This is a genomic window from Microbulbifer variabilis (assembly GCF_056232115.1).
The window spans coordinates 1,995,153-2,010,025 of record NZ_CP174325.1; the positions used below are offsets into that span (position 1 = coordinate 1,995,153).

Below are 14,873 nucleotides of genomic sequence, written 5' to 3' on the forward strand. Positions count from 1 at the left end.
ATGGCGGGCGCTGGCGGTTTCTCCCTCCTTCGAAAGAATTCCACTGAATGCCCGCTGCTTCGCCTGCTTTCTCTCTTTACTCTCCTCATTGTTGTCGCGCTATTCTCTCTGCCCGCAAGTGCACAACTGCCTGGATCGAAGCCGAAGGAATTTAAACCGGAAATTCCCGACTTTGCTGAACCTTCCGCGGATTGGTGGACGGGATGGAGCAATGCCTCACCGGAGCAGCGACGCGAGTGGTTGGACGCATTGCAAACTGCTTGGTCTGAGTGGGAAGGAGAGTTACCGGAAGACGACGAAGCACTACAAAAAGGCGCGAAGAAAATTTCCCAGAGCCTGGATGGGATAGAGATAACCTGGAAGAAGCGTCAGGAATATTTAAAAGTAGAACTGATGCCGGAGGTGAAATTCCCGGAAAATCCGACAGTACTCGACTGGGCCAGAGCGGACTCGGCAATCAGTCGTGGGCGGCGACGTTTGAGTGGGGTACAGCTGGAGGCGCGGCAGCTGCGGGATACCCGCTCCCAGTCCCTGTCGCAGTTGCGCAGGCAGGTGATTGTACTGCGCGATGCCAAAGGCAAGGAGGAAGATGAAGCGGCGCAAGCACTGCTGCTGGCCCAGATTAATCACCTCAATATTATTGAGCAGCTGGCGACAGTGAATGATTTCCTCGGTACTTGGCAGGAGAAAATTGAACTGGCTGAAAGCAAGCTGCGACGCATGCTCGACGATCTGCAATTCAGCGAAAAAGATGCCAAGGAACTCGAAAAAGCTATTGCTGATACAGATAAGAAAATTGAGCGTATAGCCGCAACCCGTACCAGTATACAGAGTACCACCGAGCCCTCCACCGACCCCGATACCAATATGAAAAAAGATCTCACCCTGATGCAACTCGAGGTGGATCTGCTGGAGGAGCACCTCGGCAAGCGCAAGAGCGAATTGCTGCAGTCTATTAACACCGTACTGGACCCGGCGGCAGAGGAGCGCCCGTTAATTGTCAGCAGGGAACTCTTGGAGAATGCAAATACAGTGATTGATGCTACGTCGCGGGAACTCGCTATCCGTCAACGCCAAGTGGTGGCCTGGCGGGGCGAAGATGAGAGCGAGGACCTCAGTCGCTGGTGGAATTATTTTGAACGGATCGGCAGTGGTTTGGCTCGGGCCAACGACCTGGAGCAGGATATCCAGCGCTATGAAAAAGCACAGCTGGAAGTTTACCGCGAGCGCCAGGGTTGGTGGGCCACAGTGCGTGAGCGTGTCTCTCTGGCTGCCCGCCAGGTATACAAGCGCTGGCGCACTTTGGCTGATTACCAGTTATTTACCATCGCACAAAACCCGATTACCCTGCGCCTGATTGCCAAGATGATATTTGTCTTGGTGTGTGCCTGGCTCCTGTCGGTGTTGACCAGGGCTTTCTTGCGCCGCCTGGTGCGCAGGGAGCATGCCAGCGAATCCTCCATGTATAACCTGAGCAGGGTGTTGCACTACACCTTTGTTGCAGTCGCCCTTGTTATTGTATTGAGTATGCTTGGGCTGGATACATCCAAGCTAGCGCTGGTGGCTGGTGCGCTCTCCGTAGGTATTGGTTTTGGTTTGCAAGCCATTTTCTCCAATTTTATTTCCGGGCTTATTTTGTTGTTCGAACGGCCCTTGAAGGTGGGAGATTTGGTGGAGCTGGAGTCTGGTGTCTTTGGTCGGATTCGCGACATCAACGTGCGTTCTACCCGTATTACCACTCGGGACAATGTGGATATCCTGGTGCCTAACACCGAATTTGTTGCCGGTCGTGTAATCAACCATACCCTGGATGATCCGGTGCGACGTATCCATGTGCCTTTTGGTGTTTCATATTCCTCAGATCCAGACCTGGTACGTGAAGCAGCGCTGGAGGCTGCTGACCGGGTCAATATCACCCACACCGACTGGAAACGCAAAACCGAGGTTTGGTTGATGGAGTTCGGTGATAACTCGCTGAACTTCAAGCTGGTCGTGTGGGTAAACAGCAATATGGTCACTTCTTTGGGGGACTCATACGCGCTTTATAACCTGGAGTTGTTGAGAGAGTTTCGCGAGAAGGGGATCGAGGTGCCTTTCCCACAGCGGGACCTACACCTGCGCAGCTGGGATGTACCGGCCATTATTGGCCGAGCGGCTCGGAAATAGGCCAATAGCACCGCGGCGGGTATTCAGCCTCGGCGAATATGCGTAGTATTTTCCCTGCGGCCGATGTGACAATCGGCCCCGTCCAATTCACTTTGTATTGCTGCGTTTTGCTACCGGGCGCTCGAGCAATAGTAACAAGGAAACGCCCGTGCTGATCATCCCTATCGAGAATAAGCCGGACTGGCGCCGCCCGCCGTTGATGTGCTTTGCGTTGATACTCGCAAATTTACTGGTATTTATGTTTTACCAAGGCGGTGATGAAGCTCGTTGGCTGGAGGCTGAAGATTACTATTTTGCCAGTGATCTTCCGGATCTGGAGGAGCAGCGTTTTCTGATGTATGTCGATGAAATGCATCCCGAATGGCGCCTACAGATGGATGCGGAAGGCGAGGAGTTTGTCTACCGGGAGCTGCTGTGGAATCCGGAGTTTCACCACTGGCTGTTACCTAAATTAGAGCTGGAAGGGCAAACCCTGTGGCTGCAGCAGCGCGAGCACTTTGCCGGGTTACGTGATCGTATCAGCAGTATGGCCTTGGGCCTAACACCGGCGGAGCCGAGTATTGGAGGCATGTTTGGGCATATGTTCCTGCACGGAAGTTGGGATCATCTTATCGGCAATATGATTTTCCTGCTGCTATTTGGTTTGTCGGTAGAGCTGGCGCTTGGCGGGCTCTGGTTTATCACACTCTATTTGCTTGGGGGCCTGGCCGCTGCTGGCTTACATATGCTGGTGGAGGCTGGTAGCTATGTGCCAATGGTCGGTGCTTCTGGAGCCGTGTCGGCGATTATGGGAATGTTTGTCGCTATCTACGGAGTGCGGCGCCTGCGTTTTTTCTACACTGTTGGCTTTATGTTTGGCGAATTCAGTGCCCCGGCACTAATGGTATTGCCCTTGTGGCTCGGCAAGGAAATTTTCGGCTATCTCTACGGAGATGCCGGTATTGCTTACTGGGCTCATACCGGTGGCCTTTTGGCTGGTTTTGCCTTGGCGCTAATGTTGATTTACTGGCGTCCGCCAGTCCGGGTAATGCCAGAAGAAGAGGAAGAACTGCCGTCGCCACAAAAAAGTGCTCTCACTCGTATCGATCGCTTTCAGGAGGAGGGCAAATTGTTGGAGGCCGCCGACGCTGCGGCCGCTGCGGTGCGGCAGTACCCGGATTTTTTGCCGCTCATCCTGCGCTATATAGAACTGACCGCTGTTTCCCCGGATAGTGAGGCCTACCACCGCGCCAACCTGGCACTATTTTCCCAGGCGGCCAATTCGCGGATTGATACTTATGTCCTGGCAGATGGATATCGCAGCTATTTGCAGGCTACTCAACAACCTCACGCATTGAGCTCTAAAGCGTGCCTGTTAATGGCACGCCGCGCTGCGGAAGCTAAAAACTGGCCGTGGTTGGAGGAGCTGCTTCAGAGACTAATTTCACAGGGGGTACAGCACCCATTAATACCCAAGCTCGGTTTGGCCCTGGTAAATTATTACCGGCGTATGGGAGAGGAAGGCAGTGCGCGGAAAATGAAAGAATTAACCCAGGCAGTGGAGATACAGGGGCAGTCCTAGTAGCGACCTTTTAAATTTGGTAGGGAGAGCACAATTTTTAGGTCACCAGTAAAAGATTGGATAGGTTAAGGAAAAGCATGAGTAAAAATATTCTTAAGAATGAAGAAATTCTGGAAATGGAAGGCGAAAAGAAGGTGCACTTCCTCAATCCAAATGCCGTGCGCCGCAATAAATCTCTCGGAGATATGACCGGAATTACCGGTTTTGGATTTCATGTTATTGAAATAGAACCGGGTTATGAGTCTACGGAATTTCACTGCCATCAATTCGAGGATGAGTGTGTTTACATCCTGCAAGGTCAGGCGCAAGTTCAAATTGGTGAGAAGGTATACGGGGTATCGGAAGGGGATTTTATTGGTTATCCGGCTGGTGGACTGCCACATGCAATGAAAAATACCGGCACTGAGACCTTGCGCTGTATTGTAGTGGGCCAGCGCCTGGATCATGATGTGGCCGACTACCCCAATAAAAGTAAGAGGATTTACCGCAATAAAGGGCTGCCCTGGGAGCTGGTAAATCACGATGATATCGAGAAACCCAGGTAAATTGACCGATTTCTTTCCTCATGACCGCCAAGATTCGTGTTTTCTATAATTCCGCCTGCCCAGTGTGCAATGCGGGTATTAGTGCTCAAAAGAAAAAGCTGAGTACCTGTGAAGTAGCCTGGGAAGATGTACATCTGGATAATGCCAAGGCAGAAGAGCTCAATGTGGACCTAGAGTCTGTGCGTGAGCGTTTGCACGTGATTGATACACAAGGGAGGCTACAGGTTGGTTTCGAGGCGTTTATTACAATTTGGGAGAACTCCCCTGGCGAGCATTGGAAAGCAAAAGTGTCCAAGGTTCCAGGAGTGCGTTGGGGACTCAACAAAGCTTACAATGGATTTGCCCGCTGCCTATATCTGTGGAATAAGGCTTTAAAGCACTGGTGATCTCTTCTGTCAGATCGATCAGTTTGTGGTTTCTGCGTTACTCAAAACTTTCCACTGGCTGTGTGCTTGGTGAGTAGCAAATAAACAGCATCCAGTTGTGGATATTTTCCTTGTGAAGGCTATTTAGCATTTGTGCTACCAGTTGGTAACTGTGTTGTTGATAGAGCAATTGGAGCAGGGCGTGACAAATTCCCAGCTTTTTACACTAGAGTGGATTCCATGGCGAGATAAAGCTCGGTTGCTTTATTAGGCCTATTTAATATTGTGTGGAGAGAAGAAGACGGTAGTAATACTCTTTGAGAAATTTATCGTTGGGATAGTGGCGTAGTCGTCGAGTATTTTTGACGTACTGTTAGAATGTAAAAAGAACTGCAAAAAATTGGCATAAAGGTTTCAAGAAAGGTGTTGTATGACAAAAGCTATGCGCGTTCAGCTGGTTGAAGGTAAGGCAGGTGATCCGTGGGGCGATTCTGCGCTTTTGAGTTTTACTGGTGGCGATGCTTTTATCCATATTGGCGCAAGCAATGGTGCCTCTTTGGTAGCTGCACAACGTGCAGCTCGCCGGCTGGATGGCATGGGAGTAACCGAAGTTGCCCTGAGTGGCGACGGCTGGGATATCGAAAGCCGCTGGGCCTTTTGGGCTGGTTATTTCAATCCCAAGGTAACCAAGACTATCCATTGGGGCTCAGAGGATGACGAAGAGATAAAAGAACTGGCTGCCCGCGAAAGTGCCGCACGTTGGGTACGCGAGATTACAAACGGCACACCGGATGATGTCTCTCCCCGTGTACTGGCAGAAAGTGCTGCTGAAATGTTGCAAAAACTCGCCCCTCAGGCCTTAAGCTACCGGATTGTTGCGGGAGATGATCTGCTGCGCGAGGGCTTTGTGGGTATCCATAACGTGGGCCGTGGTAGTGTGCGTGAACCGGTGATGCTTCAGGTGGACTACAACCCAACCGGAGAGGATACTGCGCCGGTAGATACCTGTTTGGTGGGCAAAGGCATTACTTTCGACTCCGGTGGCTACAGTATTAAACCGTCAAGTAACATGGCCACCATGAAGTCTGATATGGGTGGTGCCGCCATGGTCACTGGTGGCCTCGCTCTGGCTATTGCTCGCGGTTTGAACAAGCGGGTGAAGATGTACTTATGCTGTGCTGAAAATCTGGTATCCGGTCATGCTTTCAAGCTGGGCGATATCATTAAATACAAAAATGATGTCACTGTGGAAGTACTGAATACCGATGCCGAAGGGCGTCTGGTACTCGCCGATGGACTAATCGCGGCCTCTGAGGAGCAACCGCGCTGGCTGCTAGATGCTGCTACCCTGACGGGTGCTGCGAAAATGGCTGTGGGACGTGATTTTAATTCCGTATTCAGTTTTGAGGATGAAATGGCCCGAAAAGTCCTGGATGCTGCAGCTCAGGAAAACGAAAAAGCCTGGCGGTTACCTTTAGAAAATTTCCATCTGGAGCAGACTCCCTCCAGCTTTGCGGATATATCCAATATCGGTATTGATGGCAGTCCAGGCGCCTCCACCGCAGCGGCTTTCCTGGCTCGCTTTGTGCCCAATGAAGGCCGCAACTGGGTTCATATGGATTTATCCGGTTCCTACCAGCCAGCAGCTAACGATCTTTGGGCCACTGGTGCCAAGGGCCACGGCTTACGCACTATCGCGCGCTTTTTACAGGAAAATTGACTCTTATTGCCGCACAAAACGATTACTGAGACAGTAGAAAAACGCGTCTATTATAAGGCGCGTTTTTCTATTTGGGACTGATGAAATTGGCACAGCTGGTGGTCCAGTGTTTTGTTGAATCCAGTGTGATTAATATCCAGTGGCTAGTTAACCAGCAACAAAGAATTTTGTAATACTATCCGCGCTCTGGTAAGAAAATAAAAGGGGAGATGTAAATGAGTACCTCTGGGGTAACAGAAACGAACTCGGTGAAGCAGATCCGTTGCGCCAACTGCCAGACTGAATTACTGGGGCCACACTGCTACTCCTGTGGCCAACCTATTAAGGGGATGGTTCGGCACTTTTCTTCTATAATAGGAGACCTTTTTGACACCCTGCTAGCATTAGACTCCCGTATCTGGAAAACCCTGCCATCACTTCTTTTTAAGCCTGGCTTTCTAACCACTGAATACTTTGCAGGTCGCAGGGTACGTTATGTCAGTCCTGTACGTCTGTTTATTTTTTTGTGCGTAACTACATTCTTTGTAGTGCGTATGAGTAGCGACTGGAGTATCAACTTCGGTGCTGATAGTAGTAGCTCGAAAGAGGCAGTTAATATTGCTGAAAAAAAAGTAAACGACGCCCTGGATACAGTGGAGCAGGCAAAGTTAGCTAATGCTAATAATCCAGAACTTTTAGCTGAGCTGAATAAAGTTCAACTAAATTTGACGGATGATACTGAGGCGTTGCAGGATGAGGCAGCCACTATTGAAAGTGGAACAAGTGAGCCGGAGAAATTAACGAAAGCTGAGGTTACCTCGGGCTTAAAACAGGCAATTACCGAAGTAGACCGGGATTTTTTAGAAATTGATGGTTTACCGGAGGGGTTCACGAATTGGCTTGATAAAGAGGTTGCCAGGGCACAAGATAATATTGCACGAGTCTCCGATGACCCAAATCGCTTTAAAAAGGCGTTTCTGGGTTCTCTTCCCTCTACGTTACTTATTTTGGTGCCACTCTTTGCACTAATGCTTTGGGTAATTTATCTCTTTAAGCGCCGCCTCTATATGGAGCATCTGATAGTCGCTCTTCATAGTCATGCCTTTATTTGTTTTGTATTGTTGCTGGTGACTTTACTGGGAGATCTTCAAGATTGGCTAACTAACTACAGTTTGATTGATACTTTATGTAATTGGACCCTGGTAGCACTTATCTTATGGATACCTATTTACCTTCTGCTTATGCAAAAACGGATTTACCAGCAGGGTTGGATTATAACTCTGATGAAATATTGGGCATTGGGTATTTTGTACCCTGTATTGTTGATATTTGGTGCAACCCTGACAGCCCTATATACTCTTGCTGAACTTTAAATATTGAAAATAACGAATTGGCTTTCAACGTTAACGCTCCTTTATCATAGAACGATGATATAAAAAACAGAATACACTTATAAGAAAATAGTAATCCTGGGAAAATCTAATGCAGTACTTTCTGTGATTGCTTTGGAGTGACTGTTGCTAAGGGAATCATCAATTCGCCTGAGTTTGGGGTTATATTTTGCTCTAAAATTTGATGCTTCTGAAATTAGTATATAAAAAAATCAACAAATAAGATTAATTTAGGTTGTACTTTTATAATACGTTGTTTTCTATTCTTTTCCCCTAGAAGTATTTTTGTTGGGTGGGTAGGGTTAGTTGAAGTGAGTCTGTATGTGAGTAGTTTAGCGCCAGTAACTGTTTTTGGCTCGTTTAAAGAGTTGTACCGCTTATTTCGATCGAGGTAAATATCTTTAAATTATTTGTTTTTGAATTATAAGCAGGCTATCAGGAGCTATTTCACTAGAAATATATCCTTACAGTGCTTATACATGAATTGAAACTACGCCATTATTTTTCGATAGTACATAGAAATTTATAAATGCCTCCTTAAAATCGGTTTGCTCATCAAGTAATCCTGAAACTCTTACCAGTTATTGATTGAGCATATTTTTTGATATTAATATTTCTTAGGGAGGATGATATGTTGAGGCATTTATTAGCTCTTTTGGCTTTAGGATTAACTTGGTCCTTGGTAACTGTTAGTTATGCAGATCCAATCCAGGATCTGAGTATGCAGAACTACGAGGCGGGTTGGTATCCCAATTTTTGGCAGGGTCAAGGTCCTTTGACCTGTCGTAGAACCTGTTCGATCTGGGTGGGAGGTGTGCCAGAATCAGAAATGACTAAGGATATAACTGAGGAATTTGAGCGCACTAACGTTTGTAAAATTACGCGAGATCCGGAAATTATTGAAAAGCCGATTAATGATCCGCTTTCCCATTGGCTCTATGGAAATCAATTTGATGATAAAGCCAACTGTTATGTCGGTACGCCTTATGGAGTGAAAGAGGATGATCATTATATGTGCTTGTGTGTTTGCGACAAGCCGGACTTAGTGGTGAGTAAAATATATGATCCAGTTTGGGATGGCGGATCGGGCCAGTCGGTGATAACCGTGGATATCACCAATGTCGGCGCATCGGCTTCTATAGCCAGTTTTGCCCGACTGATAGACCCAGATACTCTGGCAAATGATGTTCAGGCTACGCCGGTTATTGCTCCGGGAGCAACTGTGACACTGGTTTTTACTTTGGGCTATTGGGTGTTTGATCCAGATGCGCATCTAGAAGTCACAGCCGACTATAAGGAAATAGTCGAAGAGTGTGATGAGACCAATAATACCTTGGTGTACAGTAAGCAAGGATAAGAATATTTAAATAGGCCTCCCCAGAACAGTGATTGGGGAGGCTGGGATCAGATTAATGAGTTAGCGGGCGAGATAAACGTTAATTACTTGGCAATTTTGTTTATTGACTGTAGCAGTGGGGGAACCCCCTTCTTTCAATTTCTTGTCGAGCTTTTTTGGGACTATCAAATACATACGTGGATAGTTACGCACCAGATAGTCTTTCTTATTGGCGCTTTGCCAAGGGTATTCATAAGTAATAGCAGCTACGCCTCTAGCGAGCGCTAAACCATCGGTGCAGGTATCTGGGGTTGCACTGGTTGCAAGCAGGGCTATAGCAATAGAAGAAAGGCTCATACTCGTTTGGCTACAGTTTGAGAAAAAGTGGTACATCTCGACGAATAAGCCCGAGTATAGCGTAAGGTAGGAAATATCTATAGTACATGGCTCTAGATGCCTATCTATTTAGACGACGAAGTGATTGAAGCATGACTCAGGTGAAACTTAATCTATTTATGTTGCTAGAGGAAATTTCAGGTGCGTTTCAAGTTGGAATTTAATAGAGCTCGTTTGTTGATGTATCATCTTTGGCATAATCCAAGTGAAGCCAATAAAACAAGTATCGCTCTCAGGTTGAGATTCAGATTATTTACTTTCTCGTAAGGCTTTTACATTCAACTTTAAAATTCTTAGGTGAAATAATCTATTTCATTAACGGCAGTAAATAATCGAACTGCCTAAAAGCAGTAGACTTCCATCTCTCCTTAAGACCACATCGTCATGAAAGCCACCATCAAAGCCAGTGAAGTATTTGATATTAAGGTTTTACGATCTTTATGAGTTAGGAGTATTAAATGTCTGTTTAGGCCGTATTTGTGTCTTTTCCGACTTGGATGAAGGTTTAAAATGCAGTCACGGAGGAGGCAATATGGCTAAGAGAATAGGTTTTTTTATTGCTAATGGGTTCCAAGCTTTAGACCTTTTTGGTCCCCTGGATGCATTTATGGAGGTAAATAGCTTTGTAAGTGAGGCTTATATTTGTAGCCTGATTGGCCTTGAGGCCGGCCATGTCAAAACCGCTTATGGTCAGTCTCTAACTGTAGACGGCGATATTTATCAGCTACCTCAGTTGGACTACTTGGTTATCTGTGGTGGAATTGGCATGCGGCAACTAGAGCTGAGCTCCAAGCAGCTCAATGCGCTAAGGTTAATTGCAAATAGTGCCAGTAGGGTTGTGAGTATTTGCACCGGTGCCTTTGTTTTGGCTAAGATCTTCCCCGAGCAGAGCCACAGAGTTACTACACACTGGCGTCATTGCCAGCAACTGGCTCGGCAGGCCATTAATTACCAGGTAGAACAAGATCCATTGTTTATTGAAAGTGGAGTGATTTGGTCCTCCGCTGGTGTTTTGTCCGGTGTCGATTTGGCCTTGGAGATTATTCGTCGGGATCATGGTAATACGATTGCAGCGAGTGTGGCGAAGGAGCTTGTCATATATCTGCAGCGTCGAGGAGGTCAAGCCCAGTACTCAGACCTGCTTCAGGTACAGTCTGGCGATAGTATGCGTCTCAACCCATTATTGGAGTGGTTGGCTGAGAACTACCAGAAATCTATCAGTGTTCCGGACATGGCGGAGAGAATATCAATCAGTGAGCGCCAGCTTACTCGCTTATTTAAACGCCATTTGCAGAGCACACCAAGCCAATATCTAAATCAGATACGTCTAAATCGCGCGAGGGACCTTATTACTTGTGAAAGTCTCAGCCTGGAACAGGTTGCTTTGCGCGTTGGATTCGCTAGTTATGATAGCTTTCGTCGTGCGTTTTATGCCCAATTTGGCGTATCTCCCTCCTACTTCAGCAGAAATCATGGTTAAACAGAAATTTCTTTGTGCATTTGGGAAAATAAATAACCCACTAGATCTGCGATCACTGGATTTCCTGTTTCCGCCGTTATGTGTAAGAGCAGCTTAAAACGTAGCGAAAGGAAACTTTTTATTTCTACTGGGTCTTAGCTACACAATATCTTCCGAGAAGCTGACGTAATCATTTCCTGGCTTATTCTCATAATTAATAGATACTCGGATAGTTATCTATCCCCTTGTTAAGTGAAGTCAGTAATTCTCTATTTAAATTTAGTGGAGAGTTTTTAGCTTATCCCCGCATCAGGGTTTTAAAATCCTGTTGCGGGAGGTAAAAAATTTTTTTAAAAGTAATTACCACTCTACACAGATTTTTCCAAAGTGTGACCCTTTGGCCTGGTGCTCGAAGGCCTTTGCCAGATCAGTAAAGGGGAGGGTTTTATCAATTACCGGATGGATATTATTGGCTTCCAATGCGGCCACATAGTCTTGTTGCTCACAGCGATTTCCCACAACAAGCCCTTGTAAACGGGCTTGTTTACCCATCAGCAGGGCGGTTGGAATTTCACCCTGCCTCCCAGTCAAAACACCAATCAGTGAAATATGCCCACCGACCCTGACTGATTGAATCGATTGTTCCAAGGTGGCAGGGCCGCCTAATTCAATAATATGGTCGACACCTTTTCCATGGGTTAACTCCAATACTTTTTCTGACCACTGGGCATGGGTTCTATAGTTGATACCCTCAGTCGCCCCCAAGGCTTTTGCCCGCTTCAGCTTCTCATCAGATGACGAAGTCACGATCACTTTAGCCCCTAGCATGTTGGCAATTTGAATCACTGCTATTGATACGCCACCGGTGCCGAGGGTTAATAGGGTGTCACCTGGCTTCACTTTGCCGTCACTCACTAGGGCTCGCCAGGCAGTGAGGCCGGCTGTAGTGATCGTGGCGGACTCTGCATGGCTCCAGCCTGTAGGTGCGAGGGTAAATGCGTTGGCGCTACGAACAACATACTGAGCAGCCATTCCATCAATACCATCGCCCGGCGTATTGCCGAAGCCCCAGACGTTGTGGCATGCAGGCCCTGCTTGCCACTGGGGAAAGAAACAGGAAACTACAGAATCGCCAACTTTAAATTCACTCACACCTTCTCCAACAGCTTCCACTGTGCCGGCGCCATCTGACATCAGGATGCGGCCGTCTTCCGTGGGTATACTGCCGTTGGCGACAAGCAAGTCATGGTAGTTAAGTGAAGATGCGCCAATAGCAACTCGAATTTGATTTGGGCCTGGCTCCCCTGGGTCTTGCATATCGCTTACAGATATGTGATTCAGTCCACCAGGTGCTTTTAGTGTCAGTGCTTTCATTATTTTCTTCCCTTAATCTTAAGTGCCTCTGTTCTCAGGCCCTCTAGCCAATCTTGGTGGCCATTAATCATAGGGTTAGGTCGTGTTTTCGCTAATTCAATGGCTGGTAAACCATTTTGTGTTTCCTGGGTGAGGATACGTACTCGGTCGCCGGATAGATCTTCTATTAACCAGGCGTGGTGAACATCTAGACGAGCATCTCCTTCACCAGCCCATCCATGCCAAGCTACTCGCGCGGGCTGCCCTTTGACCGGGGCAAGGTACTCTACACAGCGCGCTTCAACCGGAAAGCCGAAAGTTTCAAATGAAAACCGCGTACCCTCTCTCAATTCAGGCCCCAGCCCATCCTGGAATTGGATATTGGCAGAGTTCGCATAGTAGCGGGGCCATAGCGATGGGGTGTTGAGTAATGGCCATATATCCGCAGTAGATAATCCGGCGACAATTAGCTCATTAGAGCAATAGTTATCGGTAAATCCTGGAACAAAGCCCTGAGGCCAAATAATTTCACTCATTGTGATTTTCTCGATTTTGACACCGGCCATTCACTTATTCCCTGCGGGTTTACCGGCATCTCGTTCAATCTTGCAGGTCTACTTCAGGGAGTTCATAAGATCATAATGGCGGATAAATATAAGTCTAATTTTAATTTATAATTTCTTATATAGCCAAAGCTTATATCTGATTGACGTGTTGAGTTCCCCCAATAAATTTGATCAGAGGGTTAAAATTACATAAACCAACAATTGTTTAATTAATTAAAAAGTATTTGGCGTTCTTGTCTGCTTCAAGCTGCTATAAGTATTTAGCAGACATACACCGCTGGTTAACTGGTTATCGCTCATGACGAAGATATTGAATGGGAATAAATTTCTGATGACTCTGATAGTTTGTTTATCAGTAACAAATTTTGCATATTCTGAGAGTTACGACACTGGTAATGAGCGAGACTGGTTGTTAAACGCAGAAAGTGAGAAAGATCGCTTGATTTTGCTGCAAAACTATCTTGGTGGTTTTTCTGCTTCAATGTGGGAAGTGGGATATCGATACAAAAGCATTTTCTTGGCTTTACAGGATGAGAATTTTGATCTTGCCATATACCACTGGAAAAAAATAAAAACTGCTATTGAAAATGGCTATCTCAAGCGCCCTGCACGCAAAGCCAATGCCGATGCTATTTTCTTGGACTTGGTATACGGTAATGTGCTTGGTTCATTTGAGAGTAGAGATATCAAAAAGGCATGGCAGGGATTTTCTAATGGTCGTTCAGCCTGTATGAAATGCCATGCTGCTGAAAAAATTCCATGGATGAATAATCAACCATTATTTCGAACTACTGTAGCTCCACTGTAGTACAGGTTTTCTTTTATATGATATTCGGTATTGAGCTTTAAAATACCATGGTATGTAAGCTTTTTAGATCGTTAAGATTTTACTTCTTAAAATATCTTTGATAGGCAAATAAGTGTCATTTTATGACAGCCTATATTTATCTTTTCGAATTATGGTTTGGCCGGACTGTACATGTTGATGATGTTGAGATTGTTTTTTGGCAGGGTAATAATCTAACAGGAATTTTAGAAAATTCTTCTATTGAGTGGCTCTAAAAATATTTTTCAGCATAGTTTTTTGAATTTTATAGTTAGTTGTTTGCTATCACTTAACTCCTATGCCGAGCCTCTGGTTGTGACATCTAAGGGGATTCTGGTTCCGGTTCTCTTCGTGCTGTACTTTCCATAGCCTCTAAACTTTCGACTCCTCCTATAATTAGCATTGTAACAGGCGGTGATATTTCAATTGCGGAGCCTTTGGAGTACTCAGGTAAATTGCCTTTGGTTATCCATGGTGTGGACAAATTAGTATAACTCAAAATAATGTTGACCTTTTACGAATCAGCGAGGAAGCTGATTTATCACTCTCAAATCTGAATTTTGAAGGCCCTGGTTGTTTTCATATTGAGAACAGAGTGGATCTTGCTGAACCTGGTGGGAAAGGTATTTATCTCAAGGTAGGCGAGAGTCAGAAGGGCATTGTAAATATAATTCTTGAAAAAGCTCATGTTAGCGGATCGGCTTATCATGGTATTCACATATCCGACTGTGTTCTTCGCGATAAATGTGGAGGTGGCTTGGGTGGCGGTGGTGATGGTTCACCAGCGTCTATATCTGCACATTTGGCGAATGTAAAGATAGAATCTGTCGGGTATGGAGCCTTTGATGGTGATGGTATTTGGATTGATGAACGTGGCGAAGGCAGTATCTATACAACTGTCATTGACTCACTTTTTTCGCGTGTTGGTGCTGACGGTATTGAGCTTGATGAAGGGAATAAGGGAGATGTTATGGCACAAATTATTCGAAGTCGTTTTGTAGATACTGGAAATTATTGTGATCCGACTGTTCTGAAAAAGTGTATCTCCAAGCGGCAAAGCGAGGAAGAGCTAAGAAATTAGCTTTTAAGTTTTGGGGGAATATGGTCCCTCCGTCAGCCGAATTGACTTTCTAACTCACTGATATATGAGTTTTGTGTTCATTCCATATGCAATGTGCCTCCAAATACTTGCGATGATATTGAGGGTCTA

The 14,873-nt window shown here is 46.1% G+C and carries 13 protein-coding genes; 10 read left to right on the forward strand and 3 right to left on the reverse strand.

The annotated features are described in order from the left end of the window. The 7 genes from ACJJI7_RS08655 (at nt 1) to ACJJI7_RS08685 (ending at nt 9,084) form a co-directional block, all read left to right on the forward strand. Nucleotides 1-2,166, forward strand: coding sequence for a mechanosensitive ion channel domain-containing protein (locus tag ACJJI7_RS08655; protein ID WP_282951799.1), 2,166 nt, complete (start codon nt 1-3; stop codon nt 2,164-2,166). A 148-nt stretch (nt 2,167-2,314) separates the two neighbouring features. Further along, nucleotides 2,315-3,727, forward strand: a complete 1,413-nt coding sequence (locus ACJJI7_RS08660; RefSeq protein ID WP_020411549.1) for a rhomboid family intramembrane serine protease — start codon at nt 2,315-2,317, stop codon at nt 3,725-3,727. A gap of 77 nt (nt 3,728-3,804) precedes the next feature. Beyond that, nucleotides 3,805-4,272 carry a cupin domain-containing protein gene (locus ACJJI7_RS08665; RefSeq protein WP_282951797.1) on the forward strand — a complete coding sequence of 156 codons (468 nt, stop codon included), beginning with the start codon at nt 3,805-3,807 and terminating at the stop codon, nt 4,270-4,272. A 20-nt stretch (nt 4,273-4,292) separates the two neighbouring features. After that, nucleotides 4,293-4,658, forward strand: a complete 366-nt coding sequence (locus tag ACJJI7_RS08670) for a thiol-disulfide oxidoreductase DCC family protein (protein WP_282951796.1) — start codon at nt 4,293-4,295, stop codon at nt 4,656-4,658. Between the two features lie 409 nt (nt 4,659-5,067). Continuing rightward, nucleotides 5,068-6,357 carry an aminopeptidase PepB gene (gene pepB / locus ACJJI7_RS08675; protein ID WP_282951795.1) on the forward strand — a complete coding sequence of 430 codons (1,290 nt, stop codon included), beginning with the start codon at nt 5,068-5,070 and terminating at the stop codon, nt 6,355-6,357. A gap of 215 nt (nt 6,358-6,572) precedes the next feature. Beyond that, nucleotides 6,573-7,709: a DUF3667 domain-containing protein gene (locus ACJJI7_RS08680; RefSeq protein WP_444902306.1), complete on the forward strand. Its 1,137-nt coding sequence runs from the start codon at nt 6,573-6,575 to the stop codon at nt 7,707-7,709. An 847-nt stretch (nt 7,710-8,556) separates the two neighbouring features. Continuing rightward, complete coding sequence (locus ACJJI7_RS08685) at nt 8,557-9,084, forward strand: CARDB domain-containing protein (protein WP_444902305.1); 528 nt, start codon at nt 8,557-8,559, stop codon at nt 9,082-9,084. 60 nt (nt 9,085-9,144) lie between these two features. Here the strand turns inward: ACJJI7_RS08685 and ACJJI7_RS08690 are convergent, their stop codons facing one another. Continuing rightward, nucleotides 9,145-9,420 carry a hypothetical protein gene (locus tag ACJJI7_RS08690; protein ID WP_353377079.1) on the reverse strand — a complete coding sequence of 92 codons (276 nt, stop codon included), beginning with the start codon at nt 9,418-9,420 and terminating at the stop codon, nt 9,145-9,147. 571 nt (nt 9,421-9,991) lie between these two features. Between ACJJI7_RS08690 and ACJJI7_RS08695 the strand changes: the two genes are divergently transcribed. Continuing rightward, complete coding sequence (locus ACJJI7_RS08695) at nt 9,992-10,939, forward strand: GlxA family transcriptional regulator (protein WP_282951790.1); 948 nt, start codon at nt 9,992-9,994, stop codon at nt 10,937-10,939. A 339-nt stretch (nt 10,940-11,278) separates the two neighbouring features. Here ACJJI7_RS08695 and ACJJI7_RS08700 read toward each other — a convergent pair whose 3' ends face one another. Further along, entirely contained in the window at nt 11,279-12,292 is a 1,014-nt protein-coding gene (locus ACJJI7_RS08700; RefSeq protein WP_444902304.1) for a zinc-dependent alcohol dehydrogenase family protein, read from the reverse strand. Next, complete coding sequence (locus tag ACJJI7_RS08705; protein ID WP_353377076.1) at nt 12,292-12,837, reverse strand: SRPBCC family protein; 546 nt, start codon at nt 12,835-12,837, stop codon at nt 12,292-12,294. The genes ACJJI7_RS08700 and ACJJI7_RS08705 overlap by 1 nt, the downstream gene beginning before the upstream one ends. A 331-nt stretch (nt 12,838-13,168) precedes the next feature. On the opposite strand from ACJJI7_RS08705, the gene ACJJI7_RS08710 reads away from it, so the two are divergent. Next, complete coding sequence (locus ACJJI7_RS08710; RefSeq protein ID WP_282951787.1) at nt 13,169-13,645, forward strand: hypothetical protein; 477 nt, start codon at nt 13,169-13,171, stop codon at nt 13,643-13,645. 613 nt (nt 13,646-14,258) lie between these two features. Further along, entirely contained in the window at nt 14,259-14,744 is a 486-nt protein-coding gene (locus ACJJI7_RS08715; protein ID WP_282951786.1) for a hypothetical protein, read from the forward strand. Nucleotides 14,745-14,873: the final 129 nt, after the last annotated feature.

Bases quoted from the DNA above. Each gene is read 5' to 3' on its own strand.
- ACJJI7_RS08655 (WP_282951799.1), top strand. From the start codon at position 1: ATGGCGGGCGCTGGCGGTTTCTCCCTCCTTCGAAAGAATTCCACTGAA.
- ACJJI7_RS08665 (WP_282951797.1), top strand. From the start codon at position 3,805: ATGAGTAAAAATATTCTTAAGAATGAAGAAATTCTGGAAATGGAAGGC.
- ACJJI7_RS08670 (WP_282951796.1), top strand. From the start codon at position 4,293: ATGACCGCCAAGATTCGTGTTTTCTATAATTCCGCCTGCCCAGTGTGC.
- pepB (WP_282951795.1), top strand. From the start codon at position 5,068: ATGACAAAAGCTATGCGCGTTCAGCTGGTTGAAGGTAAGGCAGGTGAT.
- ACJJI7_RS08680 (WP_444902306.1), top strand. From the start codon at position 6,573: ATGAGTACCTCTGGGGTAACAGAAACGAACTCGGTGAAGCAGATCCGT.
- ACJJI7_RS08685 (WP_444902305.1), top strand. From the start codon at position 8,557: ATGACTAAGGATATAACTGAGGAATTTGAGCGCACTAACGTTTGTAAA.
- ACJJI7_RS08690 (WP_353377079.1), bottom strand. From the start codon at position 9,420: ATGAGCCTTTCTTCTATTGCTATAGCCCTGCTTGCAACCAGTGCAACC.
- ACJJI7_RS08695 (WP_282951790.1), top strand. From the start codon at position 9,992: ATGGCTAAGAGAATAGGTTTTTTTATTGCTAATGGGTTCCAAGCTTTA.
- ACJJI7_RS08700 (WP_444902304.1), bottom strand. From the start codon at position 12,292: ATGAAAGCACTGACACTAAAAGCACCTGGTGGACTGAATCACATATCT.
- ACJJI7_RS08705 (WP_353377076.1), bottom strand. From the start codon at position 12,837: ATGGCCGGTGTCAAAATCGAGAAAATCACAATGAGTGAAATTATTTGG.
- ACJJI7_RS08710 (WP_282951787.1), top strand. From the start codon at position 13,169: ATGACTCTGATAGTTTGTTTATCAGTAACAAATTTTGCATATTCTGAG.